Source organism: Micrococcus sp. TCR-5, assembly GCF_052220525.1.
In the GTDB taxonomy this organism is placed as follows: domain Bacteria; phylum Actinomycetota; class Actinomycetes; order Actinomycetales; family Micrococcaceae; genus Micrococcus; species Micrococcus luteus.
On the sequence record NZ_JBQPDO010000010.1, the window covers coordinates 58051 to 80201 of the forward strand.

21 protein-coding genes are annotated in these 22151 nt (G+C 72.5%); 8 read left to right on the forward strand and 13 right to left on the reverse strand.

Going from position 1 to position 22151, the window contains the following annotated elements:
* Positions 1 to 107 precede the first annotated feature (107 nt).
* The 7 genes from ACTSKS_RS07275 to ACTSKS_RS07305 form a co-directional block, all read right to left on the reverse strand.
* Positions 108 to 893 carry a fumarylacetoacetate hydrolase family protein gene (locus ACTSKS_RS07275; protein ID WP_063188620.1) on the reverse strand — a complete coding sequence of 262 codons (786 nt, stop codon included), beginning with the start codon at positions 891 to 893 and terminating at the stop codon, positions 108 to 110.
* A gap of 394 nt (positions 894 to 1287) precedes the next feature.
* Positions 1288 to 2454, reverse strand: coding sequence for a 3,4-dihydroxyphenylacetate 2,3-dioxygenase (gene hpaD, locus ACTSKS_RS07280; protein WP_063188618.1), 1167 nt, complete (start codon positions 2452 to 2454; stop codon positions 1288 to 1290).
* Between the two features lie 262 nt (positions 2455 to 2716).
* Positions 2717 to 4261, reverse strand: coding sequence for a 5-carboxymethyl-2-hydroxymuconate semialdehyde dehydrogenase (gene hpaE / locus ACTSKS_RS07285; protein ID WP_063188616.1), 1545 nt, complete (start codon positions 4259 to 4261; stop codon positions 2717 to 2719).
* Between the two features lie 83 nt (positions 4262 to 4344).
* The gene (locus ACTSKS_RS07290) at positions 4345 to 5046 is read right to left on the reverse strand and encodes a GntR family transcriptional regulator (protein ID WP_063188614.1); all 702 of its coding nucleotides are present in this window, start codon (positions 5044 to 5046) and stop codon (positions 4345 to 4347) included.
* Positions 5047 to 5048: 2 nt separating this feature from the next.
* Positions 5049 to 6647: a fumarylacetoacetate hydrolase family protein gene (locus tag ACTSKS_RS07295; RefSeq protein WP_060974213.1), complete on the reverse strand. Its 1599-nt coding sequence runs from the start codon at positions 6645 to 6647 to the stop codon at positions 5049 to 5051.
* A 94-nt stretch (positions 6648 to 6741) separates the two neighbouring features.
* Positions 6742 to 7956 carry an aminotransferase-like domain-containing protein gene (locus ACTSKS_RS07300; protein WP_163721531.1) on the reverse strand — a complete coding sequence of 405 codons (1215 nt, stop codon included), beginning with the start codon at positions 7954 to 7956 and terminating at the stop codon, positions 6742 to 6744.
* A 72-nt stretch (positions 7957 to 8028) separates the two neighbouring features.
* Positions 8029 to 8841, reverse strand: a complete 813-nt coding sequence (locus ACTSKS_RS07305) for a hypothetical protein (RefSeq protein WP_182488706.1) — start codon at positions 8839 to 8841, stop codon at positions 8029 to 8031.
* Positions 8842 to 8999: 158 nt separating this feature from the next.
* Here ACTSKS_RS07305 and ACTSKS_RS07310 point away from each other — a divergent pair, with 158 nt between their 5' ends.
* The 4 genes from ACTSKS_RS07310 to pdxT all read left to right on the forward strand — a co-directional run bounded on the left by ACTSKS_RS07310 (position 9000) and on the right by pdxT (position 12071).
* Complete coding sequence (locus ACTSKS_RS07310; protein ID WP_036383255.1) at positions 9000 to 9845, forward strand: HpcH/HpaI aldolase/citrate lyase family protein; 846 nt, start codon at positions 9000 to 9002, stop codon at positions 9843 to 9845.
* Between the two features lie 51 nt (positions 9846 to 9896).
* Positions 9897 to 10382, forward strand: a complete 486-nt coding sequence (locus ACTSKS_RS07315; protein WP_036383252.1) for a DedA family protein — start codon at positions 9897 to 9899, stop codon at positions 10380 to 10382.
* 115 nt (positions 10383 to 10497) lie between these two features.
* On the forward strand, positions 10498 to 11442 hold the full coding sequence (gene pdxS, locus ACTSKS_RS07320) for a pyridoxal 5'-phosphate synthase lyase subunit PdxS (RefSeq protein WP_036313496.1): 945 nt from the start codon (positions 10498 to 10500) through the stop codon (positions 11440 to 11442).
* Positions 11439 to 12071 (forward strand): pyridoxal 5'-phosphate synthase glutaminase subunit PdxT, encoded by a 633-nt coding sequence (gene pdxT, locus ACTSKS_RS07325; RefSeq protein WP_170721351.1) that lies wholly within the window; start codon positions 11439 to 11441, stop codon positions 12069 to 12071. Before pdxS ends, pdxT begins: the two co-directional genes overlap by 4 nt.
* Positions 12072 to 12107: 36 nt before the next feature.
* Here the strand turns inward: pdxT and ald are convergent, their stop codons facing one another.
* The gene (ald, locus tag ACTSKS_RS07330) at positions 12108 to 13250 is read right to left on the reverse strand and encodes an alanine dehydrogenase (RefSeq protein ID WP_144879596.1); all 1143 of its coding nucleotides are present in this window, start codon (positions 13248 to 13250) and stop codon (positions 12108 to 12110) included.
* A gap of 105 nt (positions 13251 to 13355) precedes the next feature.
* On the opposite strand from ald, the gene ACTSKS_RS07335 reads away from it, so the two are divergent.
* Entirely contained in the window at positions 13356 to 13853 is a 498-nt protein-coding gene (locus tag ACTSKS_RS07335) for a DUF456 domain-containing protein (RefSeq protein ID WP_078026223.1), read from the forward strand.
* A 55-nt stretch (positions 13854 to 13908) separates the two neighbouring features.
* Here the strand turns inward: ACTSKS_RS07335 and ACTSKS_RS07340 are convergent, their stop codons facing one another.
* A complete protein-coding gene (locus ACTSKS_RS07340; protein WP_002857917.1) occupies positions 13909 to 14637 on the reverse strand; it encodes a FadR/GntR family transcriptional regulator in 729 nt (242 codons plus the stop codon).
* A 100-nt stretch (positions 14638 to 14737) separates the two neighbouring features.
* The gene (locus tag ACTSKS_RS07345) at positions 14738 to 16399 is read right to left on the reverse strand and encodes an L-lactate permease (protein ID WP_002857918.1); all 1662 of its coding nucleotides are present in this window, start codon (positions 16397 to 16399) and stop codon (positions 14738 to 14740) included.
* A gap of 201 nt (positions 16400 to 16600) precedes the next feature.
* Here ACTSKS_RS07345 and ACTSKS_RS07350 point away from each other — a divergent pair, with 201 nt between their 5' ends.
* The 3 genes from ACTSKS_RS07350 to ACTSKS_RS07360 are packed head-to-tail and all read left to right on the forward strand — an operon-like array spanning position 16601 to position 19793.
* Positions 16601 to 17464, forward strand: coding sequence for a (Fe-S)-binding protein (locus ACTSKS_RS07350; RefSeq protein ID WP_060775468.1), 864 nt, complete (start codon positions 16601 to 16603; stop codon positions 17462 to 17464).
* Positions 17461 to 19101 (forward strand): LutB/LldF family L-lactate oxidation iron-sulfur protein, encoded by a 1641-nt coding sequence (locus tag ACTSKS_RS07355; protein ID WP_102708690.1) that lies wholly within the window; start codon positions 17461 to 17463, stop codon positions 19099 to 19101. The genes ACTSKS_RS07350 and ACTSKS_RS07355 overlap by 4 nt, the downstream gene beginning before the upstream one ends.
* On the forward strand, positions 19098 to 19793 hold the full coding sequence (locus ACTSKS_RS07360) for a LutC/YkgG family protein (protein WP_044658796.1): 696 nt from the start codon (positions 19098 to 19100) through the stop codon (positions 19791 to 19793). The genes ACTSKS_RS07355 and ACTSKS_RS07360 overlap by 4 nt, the downstream gene beginning before the upstream one ends.
* 31 nt (positions 19794 to 19824) lie before the next feature.
* On the opposite strand, the gene ACTSKS_RS07365 is transcribed toward ACTSKS_RS07360, so the two are convergent.
* The 3 genes from ACTSKS_RS07365 to ACTSKS_RS07375 are packed head-to-tail and all read right to left on the reverse strand — an operon-like array spanning position 19825 to position 21916.
* Positions 19825 to 20034, reverse strand: a complete 210-nt coding sequence (locus ACTSKS_RS07365) for a hypothetical protein (RefSeq protein WP_442927413.1) — start codon at positions 20032 to 20034, stop codon at positions 19825 to 19827.
* Between the two features lie 21 nt (positions 20035 to 20055).
* Positions 20056 to 20184, reverse strand: a complete 129-nt coding sequence (locus ACTSKS_RS07370; protein ID WP_442927414.1) for a putative transporter small subunit — start codon at positions 20182 to 20184, stop codon at positions 20056 to 20058.
* A gap of 34 nt (positions 20185 to 20218) precedes the next feature.
* Positions 20219 to 21916: a sodium:solute symporter family protein gene (locus tag ACTSKS_RS07375; RefSeq protein ID WP_442927415.1), complete on the reverse strand. Its 1698-nt coding sequence runs from the start codon at positions 21914 to 21916 to the stop codon at positions 20219 to 20221.
* Positions 21917 to 22151: the final 235 nt, after the last annotated feature.

The following is a 22151-nucleotide window of genomic DNA, read 5'->3' on the forward strand; positions in this document are numbered from 1 at the left end:
GCCCTCCACCCGACGCGGGTTGAGTTGTCGCGGGTGGAGCGGGGTCGTACTGGTGATAGGTCAACCCGCGTTGCGGGCAGGCGGGCGGGGCGACGACGGCGGCCGGCTCAGGCGAAGCGGCAGGTGATGGTGCCGAGCGGGCCGTAGTCGGCGTAGACGGTGTCGCCCTGGTACACCCACATCGGGCGGGTGAAGGAGCCGGCGAGCACGATCTCACCGGCTTCGAGCGCGTCTCCGTGCCCGGCGATGCGGTTGGCCAGCCAGTGCACGCCGTTGGCCGGGTGGTTCAGCACGCCCGCGGCCACGCCGGTCTCGATGATCTCCTCGTTGCGGGAGAGGATGCCGGAGACCCAGCGCAGGTCCACGTCGTGCACGCCCACGGGGCGGCCGCCGATCACCAGGGAGCCCAGGGCGGCGTTGTCCGAGATGGTGTCCGTGATGGTGCGGCCGGCCATCTCGATGCGCGAGTCCAGCACCTCCAGCGCGGGCACCACGTACTCGGTGGCGCGCAGCACGTCCATCAGGTTCAGACCGGGCCCGCGCAGCTCGTCCCGCAGCACGAACGCCAGCTCCATCTCGATGCGGGGGTGGGTGTACTTCTTCCACTCGTACACGTGGCCGGACTCGAACACCTGGTCGTCGAAGATCACGCCGTAGTCCGGTTCGTCGATCCCGGTCGCGTCCTGCATGGCCTTGGAGGTCAGGCCGATCTTGTGGCCCACCTTGCGGCGGCCCGCCTCGACCTGACGCTCGGCCCAGATGCGCTGGATGGCGTACGAGTCCTCGATCTCCATCTCCGGGTAGCGCGCGGTCAGCCGCGGCACGGGCACGCGGTCGATGCCCGCGCGGTGCAGCTCGTCGGCGATCTTGAGGTGGGTCTCGTGGTCCAGCACAGCGGTCTCCTTCACGACGACGGGCAGGGGCCTGGCCTTGATCGTATACGATTACGCGGCTCGGCCCCCGGCCCCGTCGCCATCCTGTCACCGCCCCGGATCAGTCCGGGGCGCGCGTCCCGATGCCCAGCCCGGGCTTGCGGCGGTGCACCGTGAGCCAGGCCAGCCCCCCGACGCCCGTCTGCGAGGCGGGACACCCCTGCTCCCCACGCTTTGAGGCGGGAAATCGAGCTCAAACTGGCCCTCCCGGCTCGAATGAGGTGGATTTTCCGCCTCGAACGGCGTGGGGCGGGGAGACGCGGAGGATGGCAGGGAGGGCGGACGCCGACGGCGGGCACCTGCGTTGGGTGCCCGCCGTCGTCGTGGTGTCCCGAAGCGGCGCCCGGCAGTGCCGTCAGAGCTGGTTGCCGAGCTTGTACTCGCCCTGCTTCCACTCCGGCATGGACTCCTCGCCCTGCCCCTCGCGGGTGTAGGAGAAGCCGTCGGCGCCGATGGTCACGGCCATCTCCGAGTCGTCGGTGCGGGAGACCAGCGGCTGCAGGTTGCCGTCGAGGTCCAGTACGCGGGAGGCGTCGGTGTACCAGGACGGCACGACCGGGGTGCCCCACCAGTCGCGACGCTGGTTGTCGTGCACGTCCCAGGTGACCACGGGGTTGTCCGGGTCGCCGGTGTAGTAGTCCTGGGTGTAGACCTCCACGCGGTGGCCGTCCGGGTCGCGCAGGTAGAGGTAGAACGCGTTGGAGACGCCGTGGCGTCCCGGGCCGCGCTCGATGTGGTCGGACATGCGCAGGGCGCCGAGCTTGTCGCAGATCGCCAGGATGTTGTGCTTCTCGTGCGTGGCGAAGCACACGTGGTGCATCCGGGGGCCGTCGCCGCCGGTCATGGCGGTGTCGTGCACGGTGGGCTTGCGGCGCATCCACGCGGCGTAGACGGTGCCGTTCTCGTCCTGGATGTCTTCGGTGATGCGGAAGCCCAGGTCCTGCATGTAGCGGGCGGCGCGCGGCACATCCGGGGTCACCTGATTGAAGTGGTCCAGGCGGACCAGGGCGCCCGGGGTGTAGAGGTCATAGCGCCAGGCCAGGCGCTCCACGTGCTCGACGTCGTGGAAGAACTCGTAGGGGAAGCCCAGCGGGTCCTCGACGCGCACGGAGTCGCCGACGCCCTTGACGAAGCCGTCCCTCCGGCGCTCGACACGGCAGCCCAGCTCCTCGTAGAAGGCGACCGCCTTGTCCAGGTCCTCGGGGGTGCGCACGCGGTAGGAGAACGCGGCCACGGCGGCGGTCTCGCCCTGGCGCAGCACCAGGTTGTGGTGGATGAACTCCTCCATGGAGCGCAGGTAGACGGTCTCCTCGTCCTCCTCGGTGACCACGAGGCCGAGCACGTCCACGTAGAACTCGCGGGAGGCGGCGAGGTCCGTGACCACGAGCTCCATCGAGGCGCAGCGCAGGATGTCCGGCGCCTCGGACGTCGGGGTGGGGAGGGGGTTCTCCGGGTCGATGGGGGCTTCCTTGGTGACGAAGAAGCCGGAGGAGGTCTTCTGGCGGCTCTCGAGGTTGGTCATCGGTGCTCCTTGGTGAGGGGGCGGTGCGCTGTGGCCTGGGACACGGTCACGGGCTCGATCGTATACGATCCGCGCGGCCGACGGGAAGGCGGTCGAGGAACGCGGGTTGAGTTGTCGCGGGACCGGGGCGCCTGCACCCGCGACAACTCAACCCGCGTCGGTGGGCCGGGGGAGAGGCCCGGCCCGGCCCCACCACGACGACGTCGCCCGCACCGTCGCGGGGACGGTGCGGGCGCGGTCGTGGTCGCCGGTCAGCGCGGGGTCAGCCGTCGATCTTCGCCGCGGCCTGCTCCTGCTTGCCGAACACCGGGTTGTGGACCTCGCCGAGGTTGATGTGCACGGCCTGCTGGTCGGTGTAGAAGTCGATCGAGCGGTAGCCGCCCTCGTGGCCCAGGCCGGAGGCCTTCACCCCGCCGAACGGGGTGCGCAGGTCCCGCACATTGTTGGAGTTCAGCCACACCATGCCGGCCTCCACGTTCTGCGCGACGTTGTGGGCGCGCTTGAGGTCGTTGGTCCAGATGTAGGCGGCCAGACCGTACTTGGTGTTGTTGGCCAGCTGCAGGGCCTCCTCCTCCGTGTCGAAGGGGGTGATGGCCACGACCGGGCCGAAGATCTCCTCCTGGAAGATCCGGGCGTCCGGGGCCACGTCCGCGAACACGGTGGGCTGCACGAAGTTGCCCTCGGGGAAGCCCTCCGGGCGGCCGCCGCCGGCCACCAGGCGGGCCTCGGTCTTGCCGATCTCCACGTAGGACATGACCTTCTCGAAGTGCTCCGGGTGCACGATGGCGCCGACCTCGGTGGTCTCGTCGTCCGGCAGGCCGACCTTCACGCGGGAGGCCTGGGCGGCGTAGCGCTCCACGAACTCGTCGTAGACGGAACGCTGGACCAGGATGCGGGAGCCTGCGGTGCAGCGCTCGCCGTTCAGGGAGAACACGCCGAAGATGGTCGCGTCGATCGCCGCGTCCAGGTCCGCATCCTCGAACACCACGGCCGGGGACTTGCCGCCGAGCTCCATGGACAGGCCCTTCAGGTGCGGGGCGGCGTTGGCGAAGATGATCTGGCCGGTGCGGGACTCGCCGGTGAAGGAGATCAGCGGCACGTCCGGGTGCTTCACGAGCGGGTCGCCCGCGTAGCCCTCCTCACCGAAGCCGTGCACCATGTTGAACACACCCTTCGGCAGGCCGGCCTCCTCGAAGATGTCGCCCCACAGGGAGGCCGAGAGCGGGGTGAACTCCGCCGGCTTCAGGACCACCGAGTTGCCGGTGGCGATGGCCGGGGCCAGCTTCCAGGACTCCAGCATGAACGGGGTGTTCCACGGGGTGATCAGGCCGGCGACGCCGATCGGCTTGCGGTTCACGTAGTTGATCTGGCGGCCCGGCACCTTGAAGGTGTCGTCGTGCTGGGCCACGATCAGGTCCGCGAAGAAGCGGAAGTTCTCGGCGGCGCGGGCGGCCTGGCCCCTCGCCTGCTTGATCGGCAGGCCGGTGTCGAAGCACTCCATCTCGGCCAGCTGGTCGCCGCGGGTCTCCATGATGTCGGCGATCGCGTGCAGCACGCGGGAGCGCTGGCGCGGCAGGGCCTGGGACCATTCGCCGGACTCGAAGGCCCGCTTGGCGGCGGCGACGGCGCGGTCGATGTCCGCGGCCTTGCCGGAGGCGGCCGTCAGGTACGGCTCGTTGGTCACCGGGTCGAGCACCTCGAAGGTGTCGCCGTCGATCGAGTCAACGAACTCGCCGTCGATGTAGTGGCGCAGGACGTCGGGCAGGCCCTCGGGCTTGCGGGCCTCGATGCTGGTCTTCTCCGTCATGGTGTCTCTTTCACTGAGTTCTTCGGGTGGGTCTGATGATCGGGGCTTGGAGCAGCCGGCGTCGGCGCCGGTCCGGCCGGCGGTCACGCGGACGGCTCGGCGCTGTGCTCCAGGTAGGCGTGCAGGGTGTTCAGGCGGTGGGCGCGGGCGGCGGCCTCGATCTCCTCGAAGCGCGCCCCGTCCTCGATCAGGCGCAGCAGGTGCTCGTGCTCGTCCACGGAGGCCACCGCCCGACCGGGCACGTACGCGAACGTGGAGGAGCGCAGCGCGGCCAGGCGGTTCCAGCCGCGGTGCACCAGGTCGTGCACGTGCTCGTTCTGGTGATGCTCGAACAGGATCGAGTGGAAGCGGCGGTTGAGCTCGGTGAACGCCACCGGGTCCCAGGCCTTCTCCGACTCCGTCATCGCGCGCATGGTCGCGTTCACCTCGCGGGCCGCCGCGAGGTCCTCGGCGGTCACGTGCGGGGCGCACTGGGCGGTGGAGAACCCCTCCACCAGCGCCAGCGTCTCCATGGTGTGGCGGTACTCGACTGGGTCGATGCCCACCACGGTGGCGCCCACGTTGCGCTCGTAGGCCACCAGCTTCTCGGACTGCAGGCGGCGGATCGCCTCCCGCACGGGCACCACGGACATGCCCAGCTCCGCGGCGATCTGGGACAGCACCAGCCGGTCGCCCGGCTCGTGGCGCTGGTCCCGGATCCCCTCGAGGATCGCCTGGTAGGCGCGGTCCGCCTTGGAGACGGGGGCGCCTGCGAGGCCGACCGTTCCGATGTCCGTGCGGCGCATGCTCAGGCGTCGCCCTCCGGGGCCGGGGCGTCCGGCAGGGTCTTGCGGTACTCGGCGAACTTGGCCTTCCACTCGGCGTTCGGGGGGAACATCCCGTCCACCGGGTAGCCGGCCTTGACCTGCTCGTACGCCCAGGCGTCCTGGAGCTCCTGCTCGTAGGCGTCGTCCACAACCTCCTGGAGCAGGGACGGCGGGATGACCACCACACCGTCGTCGTCGCCGACGATGATGTCGCCGGGCTGCACGGTGGTGCCGCCGCAGGCGATGGTGCCGCCGACCTCCCACGGGATGTGACGGCGGCCCAGCACCGCCGGGTGCGTGGCGCCGGCGTACACCTGGAGGCCGACCTCGGCGACGGCGGCGGAGTCGCGGATGCCGCCGTCCGTGATCACGGCGTTCGCGCCGTTCACCTGGGCGCGCAGGGCCAGGACGTCCCCGAGGGTGCCGGTGCCGTGCTCGCCACGGGCCTCCATGACCACCACGTCGTCCGGCTGCACCGAGTCGATCGCCCGCTTCTGGGCGTTGAAGCCGCCGCCGAACTCCTTGGCCAGGTCCTCGCGCTTGGGGATGTAGCGCAGGGTCTTGGCGTAGCCGAGGACGCGCCGACCCCGGTGGATCGGGCGCGGGCCGTCGATGGTCGCGTTCTGGACGCCGCGCTTCTGCAGCTGGGCGGTGAGGGTGGCCACCGCGATGGCGTCGATCTTGGCGCGCAGCTCGGGGGTCAGCAGGGAGCGGTCCGGCTGCGGGGCGCTCGCGACCCAGTGGCCGTTCTCGTCCACCGCGGACGACGACGGCGCCGCGGCCTGCGGGGCCAGACCGGCGGCCTCGCGGGAGCCCCAGGCCTCCTCGCGCTGCACGTCGTCCACCTGCGGCTGCGCGCCGAACGGGGCCAGGGAGTGCTCCGAGTCGACGACCGTCGTCACCAAGCGGCCGGTGGTCGGTGCGCCGGGGGCGCTGGGGGCGTCCACCTCCACCTCGACGACGTCGCCCGGCTGGGCCACGGAGGAGCCGGCGGGGGTGCCGGTGAGGATGACGTCGCCCTCCTCGAGCGTCATGAGCTGCGAGAGGTCGGCCACGAGCCGGCCGAACGGGAAGACGAGGCCCTCGGTGGTGTCGTCCTGGACGATCTCGCCGTTGACCCAGGTGCGCACGCGCAGGGCGGCCGGGTCCAGGCCCGCGGCGGAGATCACCGCGGGGCCGAGCGGGGTGTAGCCGTCGCCGGACTTGTTCTTGACGTTGGAGCCCTTGTCCGCGTGGCGGAGGTCGTAGAGGCCCCAGTCGTTGGCGGCGGTGATGCCGGAGACGTGCGACCAGCCCTCCTTCGGGCTGACGCGCCGGGCGGTGCGGCCGATGATCAGCGCGATCTCGCCCTCGTAGGCGAGCAGCTCGGTGCCGGCGGGGCGCTCGATGGTGTCGCCGGTGCGGGCGAGGGAGGTGCCGGCCTTGAGGAAGTAGCCGGGGGCCTGCGGGGACCGGCCGCGCTGGGCGATGCGGGAGGGGTAGTTCAGGTGGACGGCGAGCACCTTGCCCGGCCGGTTCTCCCGGACGGTGAAGTCGTGCTCGGTGACGGTGGGCGTGGGATCCGGTGTGCTCTGCGTCATGGTCGAGATCGTATACGATCTCGCGGGCCCGGGGAAGAGGTCGCACGCCCGGCAGACGCGCCGGGCCGACGTCGTTGTGGGCGCCCGCTGCGGCTCAGCGGGCCCGGGCGATCGACTCGTTCACCGCCGGGGCCAGGCGCCGCACGCCCTCCACGAGCTTCTCGGCGTCCACGAACGAGTACGCGAGGCGCAGGGTGGAGTGCGTGCCCTCGACGGGGGTGAAGGCCGCCCCCGGCACGAACACCGCGCCCGCCTCGATGCCGCGGTGCATCACCTCGAGGGTGTCCACCCCGGTCGGCAGGGTGGCCCACAGGAAGAAGCCGCCCTGCGGGGTGATGAACTCGACCCCCGGGTCCCAGTGCTCACGCACCGCGTCCACGAGCGCCGCGGCCCGCTCGCGGTACAGCCCGGTCACGTGGCGGACGTGGCCCTGCCAGTCCAGCTGCGTGACGAAGGCGGTGGAGAGCATCTGCGAGTACGTGGACGCGTGGATGTAGGCCGACTCCGCGCACAGGTAGAACTCGCGCTTGAGCGCGGCCGGCACGAGCGCCCAGCCGATGCGCACGCCCGGGGAGAAGATCTTGGACATCGTGCCTAGGTGGACCACGTTGTCCCGGTGGTCGGCGGCGATCGGGGCGACGGGCTCGCCGTCGAATGCGATCTGCCCGTACGGGTTGTCCTCCACGATGAGCACGCCGTGCTTCTCGCAGATCGCGCCCACCTCGGCGCGGCGGCCCGGGGGCAGCAGGGCGCCCGAGGGGTTCGCGAACGAGGGGATCGTGTAGAGGAAGGCCACGCGGCGGCCCTCGGCGGCCAGGCGGGTCAGGGTCTCGTCGAGGGCCGCGGGCACCAGGCCGTGGTCGTCGGTGCCCGTGGCCACGGCCTCGAGCTGCCAGGTGGTGAAGGTGGTCAACGCGCCCACGAACGTGGGGTCCTCCACCACGACGACGTCGCCCGGGTTCGCGAACGCCCGGCAGGCGGTGTCGATCGCGGCCTGCGAGCCGGGGGTGATGACCACGAGGTCGGGATCCGCGTCCGGGATGCCGTCGGCGGCCATCACGGCGGTCGCGGCGGCACGCATCTCCTCGGCGCCCTGGCCCGGGCCGTATTGCAGGGACTCCGTGCCGAACCGGGTCATCAGGTCGGAGGCGATCCGGCCCAGCTCGTCGAGGGGCAGGTCGGCGAGCCACGGGTTCCCGCCCGCGAGCGAGACGAGGTTCGGGTCCATCGCGATGTCGAAGACGTCGCGGACCGCGGACTGCTTCACGCCGACGGCGCGCTGGGACAGGTGATCTCGGAGGTTCCGCACGCTCGGCACCCTATAGCACGACGCGGCCGCCGGTGGAGGCCCGATGACGGGCGACGACGGCGGGTCGCCCGGTCAGGGGGCGCTCGGCTCCTGGGCGGGGGACCACGTGCCCTGGGTCGGCTCGGCGGGACCCCACGACGACTCCTCGGCCGGCGCCCAGGTGTCGTCCGAGGGCTCGGCCGGCGCCCAGGTCGAGGGCTCGGCCGGAGCCCAGGTCGAGGGGTCGACCGGCGCCCACGTCTGCGCGCCGGATCCGTCGCTCGGCTCCCCACTCGGCGTGGGCTCCCCCTGCGGGACGTCCACGGACTCGCCGAGGCGGAGCGGCTCGAGCCCCAGCACGTCGTCGAGGTCCCGGCCGTCCACCTCGAGCCGGACCTGTCCCGCTGACGTGAAGGCGGCGGCCGTCGCCTGCAGCTGGGCGCGGATGCGCTCGGCCGTGCAGTCGTCCTCCGGCGTCACGGTGCCGGTGAAGGTGAAGACCTCCACGTCGCCCTGGCGGCGGTGCCCGGTCGGGGTGAGGCTCTCGCGCACGTCGAACACGGCGTTCCACAGCGACGGGTCGCCGTGCCAGCCGCGCTCGTCCGCGAACAGGAAGTCCAGGGCGGCGTCCGCCTCGTCCTCGGTGTCCGTCGGCACGGTCTGCACGGGCACCAGCAGATCGCCGCAGCCGAAGGGCCGGCCGCTCGTCCCCGGGACCGCCTCCGCCTCGGCGACGGCGAGGTAGACCGTCAGCGGCTGATACCCCTCCGTCGCGGGCAGGGGCACGCCGTCGTCGGACGCCGAGTCCTCGGCCAGGTCGGGGGCGACCGCGCAGCCGGCCAGCAGGCACGCGGCCGCCACGGCACCCGTGAGCCGCAGGGCGCGGGAAGGGGAGGTCGGGCGCATCGGGTACTCCTGGCGGTCGGGGCTCGGCGGCGTCGGACGGACCGACGGCCTCTCCATGCTACGGCCGTCCGCCTCGCCTGCCGCGAGCGGATGTGAGGCCTCCCACGGGTGGGAAGGGGCCCGCGGGCGGACGGCCGCGGCGGGCTAGGCTGGAGACCATGCCCGTGAGGAACCGTCGCGCCGCCGCCCTGCCCGCCAAGCTCAGCCGCTCCTGGCTGCTGGTCAGCGCGGCCACCCCCGACGCGTTCGCCCCCGCCCTGGCCTCCGAGGCCGACTCCGTCATCGTCGACCTCGAGGCCGCCGTGCCGGAGGAGCAGAAGGACGCGGCCCGCCAGCACGTCGTGGACGCCCTCTCCGGCGGCATGACGGCGTGGGTGCGCATCTCCGCGACCTCCACGGACCACTGGCAGCGGGACCTCGAGGCGCTCGCGGGCCTCGACGGCGTGCGCGGCGTCGTGCTGGCCGAGACCGAGGAGCCGGAGCAGGTCACGTTCACCGCCATGCGGCTGCGCGCCGGCACCCCGGTGATCGCCCTGCTGGAGTCCGCCCTGGGCATCGAGAACGCCACGGCCGTGGCCAAGGCGCCGGGCACGTTCCGTCTCGCCTTCGGCGTGAACGACTTCCGCAAGGACGTCGGCGTCGGCGAGGACCCTCTGGCCATGGCCTACGCCCGCTCCCGCATGGTGATCGCCTCCCGCGTGGGCCGTCTGCCCGGCGCGATCGACGGACCGCCCGGCAACACGGACGGTGAAGACGCGGTCGTCGACTCCAGCGCCGTCACCGCCTCGATGGGCATGACCGGCCGCCTCGTCCTGAACCGGGATCAGGTGGACTGGGTCAACCGGGCGATGTCCCCGTCCGAGGACGAGCTCGCGTGGGCCCGCGACCTGCTCGAGAAGCACGCGCAGGGCGCCGCCGTCGGCGACGGCTCGTACCTGCCCCGCGTGCTGCGCGCCCAGAAGATCGCGGACCTCGCGGACTCGTACGGGCTCTGGAACGCGTGAGCACGGCCGGGGCGCGCGCATGAGTCCCCGCACCGACGGGTGGCTCCGCCCATGATGGCGTGGATCGACGGGCTGCCGCTGCTGTGGTCCATCGGGTTCTTCTGGATGCTGGCGATCCTGCGCACCCTGATCGTGTTCTCGCTCGGGCGGGGGCTGGCCTCCGGCGTCGAACGGACCCGCTGGTTCGCCCGCGTGATGGAGGGGCCCGTCTATGTCCGCGCCCAGCGCTTCATCCAGCGCCACGGGGTGTGGGCCATCCCGTTCTGCTACCTCACGGTGGGCATCCAGACGGCGGTGATCGGCTCCGCCGGCGTCGCCCGCATGCCCTGGCGCCGGTTCCTGCCGGCGGCCGCGCTCGGCACGTTCCTGTGGGGCGTGGTGTACGGGACCGTCGGGATGGCCGTGGTCTGGGCCGTCATCGGCGCGGCGCTCGGAGAGGGCCGGGGCGTCCTCGCCCTCGTGCTGATCCTCGCGGCCGTGGCCGCGTTCGTCGTCTGGCGCCGACGCCGCACGCTGCGCCGGCACGGGGCCGCGTGACGTCGTCGTCCGTGACGCGGGCCGGGCTTCGCCGCCGGGGGACTAGAGTTGACCGCGTCTTCGCCCCGGCCAGCCGCCCCGCGGCCGGGGCCGCCACCCCTTCGGAAGGACCACCATGAGCGACGAGCGCGCCCGCAGCTTCTCCGCCTCCACCGCCTCCGCCGCCGACGACGGCGCCCGCGGAACCGGCACGACCCGCGTCAAGCGCGGCCTGGCGGACATGATGAAGGGCGGCGTGATCATGGACGTCGTCAACGCGGAGCAGGCGCGCATCGCCGAGGATGCCGGCGCCGTGGCCGTCATGGCGCTCGAGCGGGTCCCGGCCGACATCCGCGCCCAGGGCGGCGTGGCCCGCATGTCCGACCCCGACCTGATCGACGGCATCGTCGAGGCCGTGTCCATCCCCGTGATGGCCAAGGCGCGTATCGGCCACTTCGTGGAGGCCCAGGTGCTGCAGGCGCTCAAGGTGGACTTCATCGACGAGTCCGAGGTGCTCTCCCCGGCGGACTACGTGAACCACATCGACAAGTGGGACTTCGACGTGCCCTTCGTGTGCGGCGCCACCAACCTCGGCGAGGCCCTGCGCCGCATCACCGAGGGCGCGGCCATGATCCGGTCCAAGGGCGAGGCCGGCACCGGCGACGTCTCCGAGGCCGTGAAGCACATCCGCACCATCCGCAAGGAGATCGCCCAGCTCCAGGGCCTGGCCCAGGATGAGCTGTACGTGGCCGCGAAGGAGTTGCAGGCGCCGTACGAGCTGGTGCGCGAGGTCGCCGAGACCGGCGCCCTGCCCGTCGTGATGTTCACCGCCGGCGGCGTGGCCACCCCGGCCGACGCGGCCCTGATGATGCAGATGGGCGCCGACGGCGTGTTCGTGGGCTCCGGCATCTTCAAGTCCGGCAACCCGGCCGAGCGCGCCCGCGCCATCGTCAAGGCCACCGCCCAGTTCGACGACCCGATGGCGGTCGCCGAGGCCTCCCGCGGCCTGGGCGAGGCCATGGTGGGCATCAACGTGGGCGACCTGCCCGCCCCGCACCGCCTGGCCGAGCGCGGCTGGTGAGTCCACAGAAGACCGTCGGCGTGTTCGCCCTCCAGGGCGACGTGCGGGAGCACGCCCACGTGCTCGAGTCCCTCGGCGCGCGCACGCGCCCCGTGCGCCGCCCCGCGGACCTCGAGGGTCTGGACGGCATCGTGCTGCCCGGCGGCGAGTCCTCCGTGATGGACCGCCTCGCCCGGATCATGGGGCTCAAGGACCCGCTCATCGCCGCCCTCCGCGACGGGCTGCCCGCCTACGGCACGTGCGCGGGGCTGATCATGCTGGCCCGCGAGATCCGCAACCCGGCGCCGGATCAGGGCGGGCTCGGCGTGCTGGACGTGGCCGTGCGGCGCAACGCCTTCGGCGCGCAGGTGGACTCGTTCGAGGAGGACCTGGACATCCCCGCGGTCGCGGCGGAGCCGGTGCACGCCGTGTTCATCCGCGCCCCCGCCGTCGTCCAGGCGGGGGAGGGCGTCGAGGTCCTGGCGAGCGTGCCGGCGTCGCGCCTGTCCGTGCCCGCGGCGGAACCGGGGCTCGACGGCGACGCGCGGCTGCCCGTGGCCGTGCGGCAGGGCCACCTGCTCGCCACGGCCTTCCACCCTGAGGTGACCGGCGACTGGTCGTTCCACCGGGCGTTCCTCGCGGGGCTCTGAGCGGCCGGCCGGCCCCGCGCGCGACGGGCGCGGGGCTCAGGCCTCCGCGAGCACCTCGGAGGTGACGCGGACGTCCTTCTGGGGGTCCAGGCCGAGCTCGTCGGCCACGGCCGTGGCGACGGAGGGCAGGGTGAGGACGCCGTCGTGCGCGTTGAGGCCCCCGGCGAAGCCCTCGTCCGCGGCCAGCGCCGCACGCCATCCGAGGTCGGCGATGCGCTTGATGTAGGGCAGCGTCGCGTTGGTCAGGGCCGAGGTGGAGGTCTGCGGCACGGCGCCGGGCATGTTGGAGACGCAGTAGTAGATCTTGTCCCCCACGAGGTACGTCGGATCCTGGTGGGTGGTGGCCCGCGAGTTCTCGAAGCAGCCGCCCTGGTCGATCGCGATGTCCACCAGCACCGACCTGGGCCGCATGGACTCCACCATCTCGGCGGTCACCAGCTTCGGGGCCGCGGCGCCGGGGATCAGCACGGAGCCGATCACGAGGTCCGCGTCCGCCACGGTCTCACCGATGTTCAGGTGGGACGAGGCCAGCGTGCGGATCCGACCCTGGTGGACGGCGTCCAGCTGCGCGAGCCGCTCGAGGGAGATGTCCAGGACAGTCACGTCCGCGCCCATGCCCGCGGCGATCACGGCCGCCGCCTCGCCGGCCACCCCTCCGCCGATCACGGCCACCCGGGCGCGGCGGGTGCCGGGCACGCCGCCCATCAGCACGCCCGAGCCGCCCTGCGGCTGGAGGAGGTGGTAGGCGCCCGCGGCGGGGGCCAGGCGGCCGGCCACCTGGCTCATGGGGGCCAGCAGCGGCAGGGAGCGACCGCGGGTGACCGTCTCGTAGGCAATCGCCGTCGTGCCGGCGTCCAGGATCGCCCGCGTGCACGCGGGGGAGGCGGCCAGGTGCAGATAGGTGAAGAGGACCTGGCCGCGGCGCAGGCGGCCGTACTCCTCCGGCTGGGGCTCCTTGACCTTGAGGACCAGCTCGGCGCGCTGCCAGAGCTCGTCGACGTCGTCGACCAGCTCGGCGCCGGCGTCGCGGTAGTCCTGGTCCGAGGCGCCGGAGCCGACGCCGGCCCCCGACTGCACGAGGACCTGGTGGCCCGCGCGCACCAGCTCCTGGACCCCGCCCTGCGTCAGGGCCACACGGAACTCGTTGTTCTTCACTTCGGTGGGCACGGCGACCAACATGCGGCGAATCTAGCCCATCCGGCCCGTTCCGGCGAGGGCGCGGGGGCCGCTGCGCGATCGCCCATGCATACGTCACCGCGGTGCCCGTCCCGTCATACTGGTGCGGTGACTCCCGCGCTGATCTCCCTCGTGGCCGTGCTCCTGCTCCTGGTGGGGCTGGTGGGCACCGTGTACCCCGTCCTGCCCGGCTCGCTGCTCAACCTCGTGACGGCTCTCGGGTGGGCCGCGCTGCTGGGTTCCCCCGCGTCCTGGACGTTCGGCGTCATCGCGGCCGGTCTCGCCGTGGCGGGGCTGAGCGCGTCCGCGGTGCTGACCGGCCGACGGCTGCGACGTGAACGCGTCACCCGCGGCCCGATCCTGTGGGGGGTGGCCGGCGCCGCCGTCGGGTTCTTCGTGATCCCGGTGGTGGGTCTGTTCCTCGGCTTCGCCGTCGGCCTGTTCGCCTCCCAGTGGGCCCGCACCCGGGACGCCCGGGCCGCCCTGAGCAGCTCGATCGGCGCGCTCACGGCCATGGGTGTGGGCATGCTCGTGGAGTTCTGCTGTGCGCTGGGCTCGCTGACCGCCGTGGGCGTGGGCGCCCTGGTGCACGGCCTCACCGCCTGAACCGCCGGAGCCGTCCGTCCGGCGGGACCCCGCGCGCGCCGGACCCTTCGCCGGCTCAGCCGCCGGCGGGCACCCTGCCGGCCTGGGCGAGGGCGGCGAAGCCGAGGACGTGCTCCCGCAGCTCCTGCGCGGCCGCCCGGCCGTCCCCGGCGGCGGAGGCGGCGAGGATCCGCCGATGGTCGGCCTGCAGGCCGGCGCGCACGGCGGGCCAGTCGGACAGCCCGGCCACGGTCTCGGTCACGTAGCCGATGGTCGCCTGGCGCAGGGAGTCCAGCATCATCGCCGTCACGACGTTCCCGCCCAGGGTGGCCAGCCGCACGTGGAACTCGGTGTCGAGCAGGTGGAAGTCCTCCTCCGGCAGCGCGGGGTCGTCCATCCGGTCCAGCAGGGTTTCCACCTCGGCCAGGACGGCGACGCTCTCGGGGTCGCCGGAGGTGGCGGCGGCAGCCTGCGCCGCATCGGTCTCGAGGAGCACGCGCGCGGCGACGACGTCGGCCATCGGCAGGGACCGGGTGGCGATGTGCAGGCGCAGCGCCCAGCCCAGCGCCGCGGACGGCTCGGAGACGACGACGGCCCCCGAGTTCGGCCCGGAGCCGGCGCTGGCGCGGATCAGGCCCATGGCCTCGAGCATCCGGGTGGCCTCCCGCACGGACGCCCGGGAGATGCCGAAGCGTTCGGCCAGGGTGCGTTCGCCGGGCAGCTTGTCCCCCACGACCACGGCGCCGGAGCGCAGCTCGGCCTCGAGCCAGTCGAGCACGATGGTGTAGGCGGGGGCAGCGGTCATGGACGGACCTTCCGAGGGGGCGGGGCGGCGACCCGAGGGGGCGGGGCGGCGACCGTCCATCCTACCGACGGACGCCGCCCCGCTCGGGTGGTGCAGGCGGTCAGCCCGCCGCCGGCAGCATCCACGCCAGCACGTTGGACTGCAGGTACACGAGCGTGCACACCGCCAGCAGGAGCACGAGCGACCACACCACCACGCGGCGCAGGATCTCGGACTCCCGGCCCTCCATGCCGACCGCCGTCGCGGCGATCGCCAGGGACTGCGGGGAGATCATCTTGCCCACGACGCCGCCGGAGGTGTTGGCGGCCACCAGCAGGGCCGGATCGGCGCCGATGTTCGTGGCGGCGGTCTGCTGCAGGGTGGAGAACAGCGCGTTCGCGGAGGTGTCCGAACCGGTCACGGCGGTGCCGAGCCAGCCGAGCACCGGGGACAGGAACACGAAGGCCGCGCCCAGGCCGGCCACCCACGTGCCCATGGCGACCGTCTGGCCCGAGAAGTTCATGACGTAGGCCAGGGAGAGCACGATCACGATCGTCAGGGCGGACCAGCGCATGCGGGCGAAGCAGCGGCCGATCTCGGCGATCGCGTTCCCCACCGAGAGCGGGAACCGGCCGTCGTGGTCGAACCGGGAGTAGACCACGGCCATGATCAGGCCGGCGATCAGCAGCAGCGTGCCGGGGGAGGCCAGCCACTCGAACTTGTACACGGTGCTCGCCAGGGGCGCGCCGGAGGCGTCGACGAGGTGCCCGTCGAGCCCGGGCCACGGGATCTTCGCGGTGGCGGAGTTCAGGGCCGCGGTGATCGAGGGGACCAGCTTGGCCAGGGCGAACACGGCCACGACCACGATGTAGGGCAGCACGGCCATGAAGATCCGGCCGGGGGTGAGGTCCTGCGCCGCCGCGCGGGCGGGGGCGTCGAGGCGCTGGCGGGCCTCCTCGGCGCCCCGCGGCCGCCAGAAGCGCAGCAGCAGGACGGCGGCGGCGAGGGAGACCAGGGAGGCCACGACGTCGGTGAGCTCATAGGAGAAGTAGGTCGAGGCCAGCCAGATGGCGACGGCGAAGCTCGCGCCGATCACGATCAGCGCCGGCCACGTCTGCCGCACGCCGCGCAGCCCGTCGATGATGAACACGAGCAGGAACGGCACGAACACGGCCACGAACGGGGCCTGGTGGCCGACGATCGCGCCGATGTGCGTGGCGGGGATGCCGGTGAGCGTGCCCGCGGTGGTGATGGGGGTGCCCACGGCGCCGAAGGCCACGGGCGCGGTGTTCGCCAGCAGCACGGCGGTGGCCGCCCGCAGCGGGGGCACACCCAGGCCGAGCACCATGGTGGCCGTGATGGCCACGGGGGCGCCGAAGCCGGCGAGGGCCTCGAGCAGGCCGCCGAAGCAGAACGCGATGAGCACGGCCTGGATGCGGATGTCTCCGCCGCCGAGCGAGTCGAAGATCGCGCGCATGTCGTCGAATCGCCCGGAGAGCACGGTGACCTGGTAGAACCACAGCGCCATCACGACGATCCAGACGATCGGGAACAGGCCGAAGGTCGCTCCCTGGGCGGCGGCCAGCGCCGCCAGGTGGGCCGGCATGTGGAAGCCCAGCACGGCCACGAGCAGGGCCACCACGAGCGCGGCGAGCCCCGACTGCCAGGCCTTGAGGCGCAGACCGAGGAGGGTGGCGAAGAACGTCAGCAGGGGCAGGACGCCGAGCGCGGCGGAGAGCGCGACGCTGCCGGCGGCATCGGGGGTGGGGGTGAAGGTGTGCACGGGGGTCTCCCGGTGGGCGAGGGGACGGGGCGGGATCCGGTCGGGCCGGTGATGGTCGGACCACTGTGGTCAGACCAAGGAGCGTACTGTGAGGGCGGTCACCTCGCAAGCGGCTGGCATGATATGGTCTGACCACTACGGCACCCGTGTGCTGCCGCACCGCACGGCGCCCCAGGCGCCCCGTCCGGAACGGAGACCGGCATGAGAATCGCCCTGTTCGCCACGTGCATCGTGGACGCGATGTACCCCAAGGTGGCCCTCGCCACCGTCCGCATCCTCGAGCGGCTCGGCCATGAGGTCGTCTTCCCGCCCGGCCAGGTCTGCTGCTCGCAGATGCACGTCAACAGCGGATACATGGAGGACGCCCTGCCCGTCGTGCGCAACCACGTCCGCACCTTCATGAAGGCCGACTACGACCTCGCCGTCGCCCCCTCCGCCTCCTGTGTGGCCTCGCTCGGCCACCAGCAGCCGGACGTCGCCCGCTCCGGCGGGGACGAGGGTCTGGCCCGCGACGCCGAGGTCGTCGCCTCCCGCACCCTCGAGCTGTCGCAGCTGCTCACGGACGTCCTCGGGGTGACGGACGCCGGGGCCCAGCTCGGCTCCTGGTTCCCGCACACCGTGACCTACCACCCCTCCTGCCACGGCATGCGCCTGCTGCGCCTGGGCTCGCGCCAGGAGGACCTGCTGCGCACCGTGGCGGACATCGATCTGCGCCCGCTGCCGGACGCCGAGGAGTGCTGCGGCTTCGGCGGTACCTTCTCCCTGAAGAACCCGGACGTCTCCGCGGCCATCGCGGAGGAGAAGATCGAGAAGGTCACCGCGTCCGGCGCCTCCCTCTGCACGGGCGGCGACGCCTCCTGTCTGCTCCACCTGGACGGGGCCATGCACCGTCGAGAGGCGCGCGGTCAGGACGGCCGCCCGCTGCGCACCGTGCACCTCGCCGAGATCCTCGCGGCCACCCGGGAGAACCCGCTCGAGGTCGACGGCCCCGTCGAACTGTCCATCCCCGCGTCCGCCGGCGTCCGCCGCGGACCGTCCGCCCGTGTTGAGGAGGCCCGCCGATGAGCACCGCACCCACCCGCGTGCGCCTGGGAATGCCCACCGTCCGCCCCGTCCACGGCGAGGGCGAGATCCTGCTGAACACCCCGTTCCCCGAGTCCGCCCGCGAGCAGCTGGGGAACGGCCAGATGCGCGCCAACATCCGCCGGGCCACGCACACCATCCGTGCCAAGCGTGCCGGCGTCGTCGAGGAGCTGCCGGACTGGCAGGAGCTGCGCGCCGCCGGCTCCGCGCTGAAGCAGTCCGTCATGGCGGATCTGCCCGCGCTCCTGGAGCGGCTCGAGTCCGAGGTCACCGCGCGCGGCGGCGTCGTGCACTGGGCCCGGGACGCGGCCGAGGCCAACCGCATCATCACGGAGCTCGTCACCGCCAAGGGCGTGGACGAGGTGATCAAGGTCAAGTCCATGGCCACCCAGGAGATCGGCCTGGACGCCGCGCTCGAGCATGCCGGCGTGGCCGCCGTCGAGACGGACCTGGCCGAGCTCATCGTCCAGCTCGGCCACGACCGGCCCAGCCACATCCTCGTCCCGGCGATCCATCGCAATCGCCGGGAGATCCGGGACATCTTCCTCCGGGAGATGCCGGAGACGGACGAGAGCCTCACCTCCGAGCCGGCCGATCTGGCCGAGGCCGCACGCCGGCACCTGCGCGAGAAGTTCCTGAGCACGAAGGTGGCGATCTCCGGGGCGAACTTCGGCGTCGCCGAGACGGGCACGCTCTCCGTCGTCGAGTCGGAGGGCAACGGCCGCATGTGCCTGACCCTGCCGGAGACGCTGATCACCGTGATGGGCATCGAGAAGCTCGTGCCCACCTTCGAGGACCTCGAGGTGTTCCTGCAGCTGCTGCCGCGCTCGTCCACGGGCGAGCGGATGAACCCGTACACCTCCATGTGGACGGGCGTCACCGAGGGCGACGGTCCTCAGGAGTTCCACCTGGTCCTGCTGGACAACGGCCGCTCCGCGGTGCTGTCCGACCCGAAGGGCCGTTCCGCGCTGCACTGCATCCGCTGCTCGGCGTGCATGAACGTGTGCCCCGTGTACGAGCAGACCGGCGGCCACGCCTACGGTTCGGTCTACCCGGGCCCGATCGGCGCGATCCTCTCCCCGCAGCTCACCGGTGTGGACGCGGGGGAGAACGGCACCCTGCCCTACGCCTCCACGCTGTGCGGGGCGTGCTACGACGTGTGCCCCGTGGCCATCGACATCCCCTCGATCCTCATCCACCTCCGGGACGAGGACGTGCAGGCCACCCACGCCGCCCGGAAGGCCCTGCGCACGGAGAAGGACGCCGCTGCCGGCCCCCTGGCCCGCGCCAAGGCGGCGGTGGAGTCCGTCACGCCCTCGCAGATGGACGTGGCGATGAAGGGCGCCTCCGTGGTGATGTCCTCGGGTCGGCGCATGTCGCTGGCCGAGCGGGGCCTGGGGCTGGGCCGGGTCGCGGCCGGGCCGGACCGGGTGCTCGGCTGGCTGCCGGGCATCGCCGGCGGGTGGACCGACGAGCGCGACGTGCCGGCGCCCCCGCGGGAGTCCTTCCGCAACTGGTGGGCCCGCCACAAGGATGAGACCGAGCACCGGACCGCCCTGGACGGCGTCGCCGGGCTGGACCGCCAGGAGGACGAGCACGTCGAGGAGGACGGACGATGAGCGAGGCGAAGGCCGAGATCCTGCGGCGCATCCGCGAGGCGACGGCGGACGGGCCGGTCGCGGACCCGGTGCAGCGCACCTACCGGCGGACCTCCTCCCGGGACCGGGCCGAGGTGGTGGAGATGCTGCGCGATCGGCTGATCGACTACCGGGCCTCCGTGCGGGACGAGACCGAGGAGACGGTGGCCGCGGCCATCGCCGAGCTGCTCGGCCCGGACGCCCGGTACGTGGTGCCGGCCGGTCTGGAGCCTGACTGGCTCCCCGCGGACTCGCGCGGGGCCGGCCGGGAGCGCATCACGGAGCCCGCGGTGGGTCACACGGGGGAGCGGGCCGCGGTCCGCGGCGCCCACGACGGCGAGCGCGAGCCCCTCAGCGTGGACGCGCTGAACGAGGTGGACGCGGTGGTGACGTCCTCGACGGTCTCCTGCGCGGAGACCGGGACGATCTTCCTCAGCGGCCGCCCGGACGAGGGCCGCCGGGCGATCACCCTGGTCCCGGACCACCACGTGTGCATCGTGCCGCTGGACTCCGTGGTGGAGCTCTTCCCGGAGGCGCTGGCCCGCGTGGAGGCGACGGCGCCGATCACCATGATCTCCGGGCCCTCGGCCACGAGCGACATCGAGCTCGAGCGCGTCGAAGGCGTGCACGGGCCGCGCCGCCTGGACGTGATCCTGCTCGACCGCGCTCGCTGACGCGGGCGCGGTCGGGCAGGGATCGGGCGGGTCAGGCCCCCTCGACGACGGCGCCGCCGGCGCGGCCCGTCTCGAGGTGGGCCTGACGCTCCCGCACGCCGCTGTACAGGGCGACGAACAGCAGCGCGAGACCGGAGGTCACGAGCATGTGTTCGAGCCCGGCGATGCCCGGGATGGCGGCCGAGGTCTCGGCGGGCGTCAGGCCGAAGACCGCGTTGAGGGCGAGGACCACCACGGCCACGGTCAGCCCCCGGCGGATGCCTCAGATGATCGAGCGGCCCTCGCGGCTGGCCGCGGCCCAGTCGGCGACGAAGCCGCGGGCGATCGAGACGAGGACGGCCAGCACGAGGACGGGCCACATCAGGACGTACAGGGTCAGACCGACGGTCATGCGGATGCTCCTTGCGAGTCGGGGGACGGGGGGATCAGGACACGGCGGCCGAGGCGCGCTCGACCTGCGGCAGGTCCTCGGTCGCGGGGTCGAAGTCGCCGGTCACGCGCGCGATCCGGTCGAAGTCGAAGTCCTGGCCGGAGCGGACGGAGAGCCCCCAGCAGACGAGGAAGGACACGGCGTAGGCCACGAGCGAGCCCGTGAGGGTGGCGTAGTCCCGCAGGAAGCCGTAGCCGAGGAACAGCATCACGACCGAGGCGATCGCGCCGACCACGACTGCCGGGCGCAGGCCGAAGAAGCCGAAGCACATGATGCCCAGCACGACGCCCACACCGAGGATCGCGAGGGTCTCCACCACGAACGCCCAGGCGCCCTCGATCGGGATCCACTCGAAGCGCACGGGCAGGAACACGGCCAGCGCGGCGAGGACGGACACCGTGAACGCGACGTTGGTGATCCTGCCCCAGTAGAAGGACGCGATCACGGGGAACACGAGGCAGCCCCACAGGGCGCCCACGAAGACCAGCAGGTCGAGGATGTCGAACTTGGCGGTGGCGAAGTACAGGGCCGCCGCCGTCGCCACGATCATGGTGATGCGGCCGATCAGTAGCATGGTCTTCGGGTCGGCGTTCTTGCGGCCGACCGACTGGCCGTAGACGTCCGTCATCACGATCGACGAGAGGGCGGACAGGTCCGAGTCGGCGGTGGAGGACAGCGAGCCGATGATCATCAGGAACGCCAGGGCCACGAGCGCCAGCGGCAGGTGGTCGGCGACCATCTGGGGCAGGAGGTTGTTGACGTCGCCGTCGAGCGGCTCGACGCCCAGGTAGAGCGCCATGACGCCGAGCATGCCGACGCCGATCACGGTGCCGCCGTACCCGAGGGTGGCCGTGACGAAGGTGGGCTTGATGAGGTCCTCACGCACGGCGAAGAGGCGCTGGGCGATGGTCTGGTTGCCGATCGCGTAGGCCAGCACCGCGGCGATGTACGGCGCGCCCTGGTTCATGAACGCCTCGGAGGAGAAGAAGCTCTGCTGCTGGGCCGTGACGTGGCCGGCCTCGACGCCGGCCTGGAACATGCCCGGGCCGCCCGCGGCGAAGAACACGGCGGGGATGATGACGACGGTCGCGCCGAGCATGGCCATCACCTGGGCGAAGTCGGTGAGCACGGAGGCGCGGAAGCCGGACCACAGGGTGTACAGCAGCACGCCCGCGGCCACGATCAGGATGCCCGCGCCGAAGGACAGCGGGGACAGCAGGGAGATCAGGGCGCCGCCGGCGATGAAGTTGGAGGTCAGGGAGATGACGGAGCCGAGCACGTTGGAGCCGGCCAGCATGAGCTGCGACGAGCGGCCGTGCCGGGCGTACATCACCTCGGCGAGGGTGTGGGCGCGCGGTGCGACCGTGCGGATGCGGCGGCCGAACGGGTAGATGAACAGGATCATCAGGGCGCCCCAGAGGCCGTAGTGGAGGGGGCCGGAGACGCCGTACGTGTAGCCGGCGGTCACGGAGGCGTACATGGAGGAGGCCCAGATCCAGGTGGCCGTCATGGAGGCGGCGGACACGCCGAAGCCGATCCGATTGCCGGCCGTCATGTAGGCGTCGGCGTTCTCCTTCTTCTTGGAGATGGCCACAGACATGATCATGGTCCCGCCGTAGAACAGCACGATGAGCAGGATCACCCCGATCACGCCGAGCTGGGTCAGGGACGCTGCGTCCTGGGAGGGCGGCATCGAACTTCCTTTCGCACGAGTGACTGTGGACGTCCCGATCCCCCGGCGCGGTCCGGTCAGGGCACGGCTCCGCAGGGCGGAGGGTGGCGTACCGATCACGTCGCGGCCAGGGGCCGGGGAGGTGGAGGGCATCCCGCCGGGTCCCGAGTCCACGAACGGCGAGCTCTCTGCTCAAGCCATCGCGGTCCCTCGGCCCTGGGCGGCGCTGTCAACACCGGCATCCTGGCGGAACGAG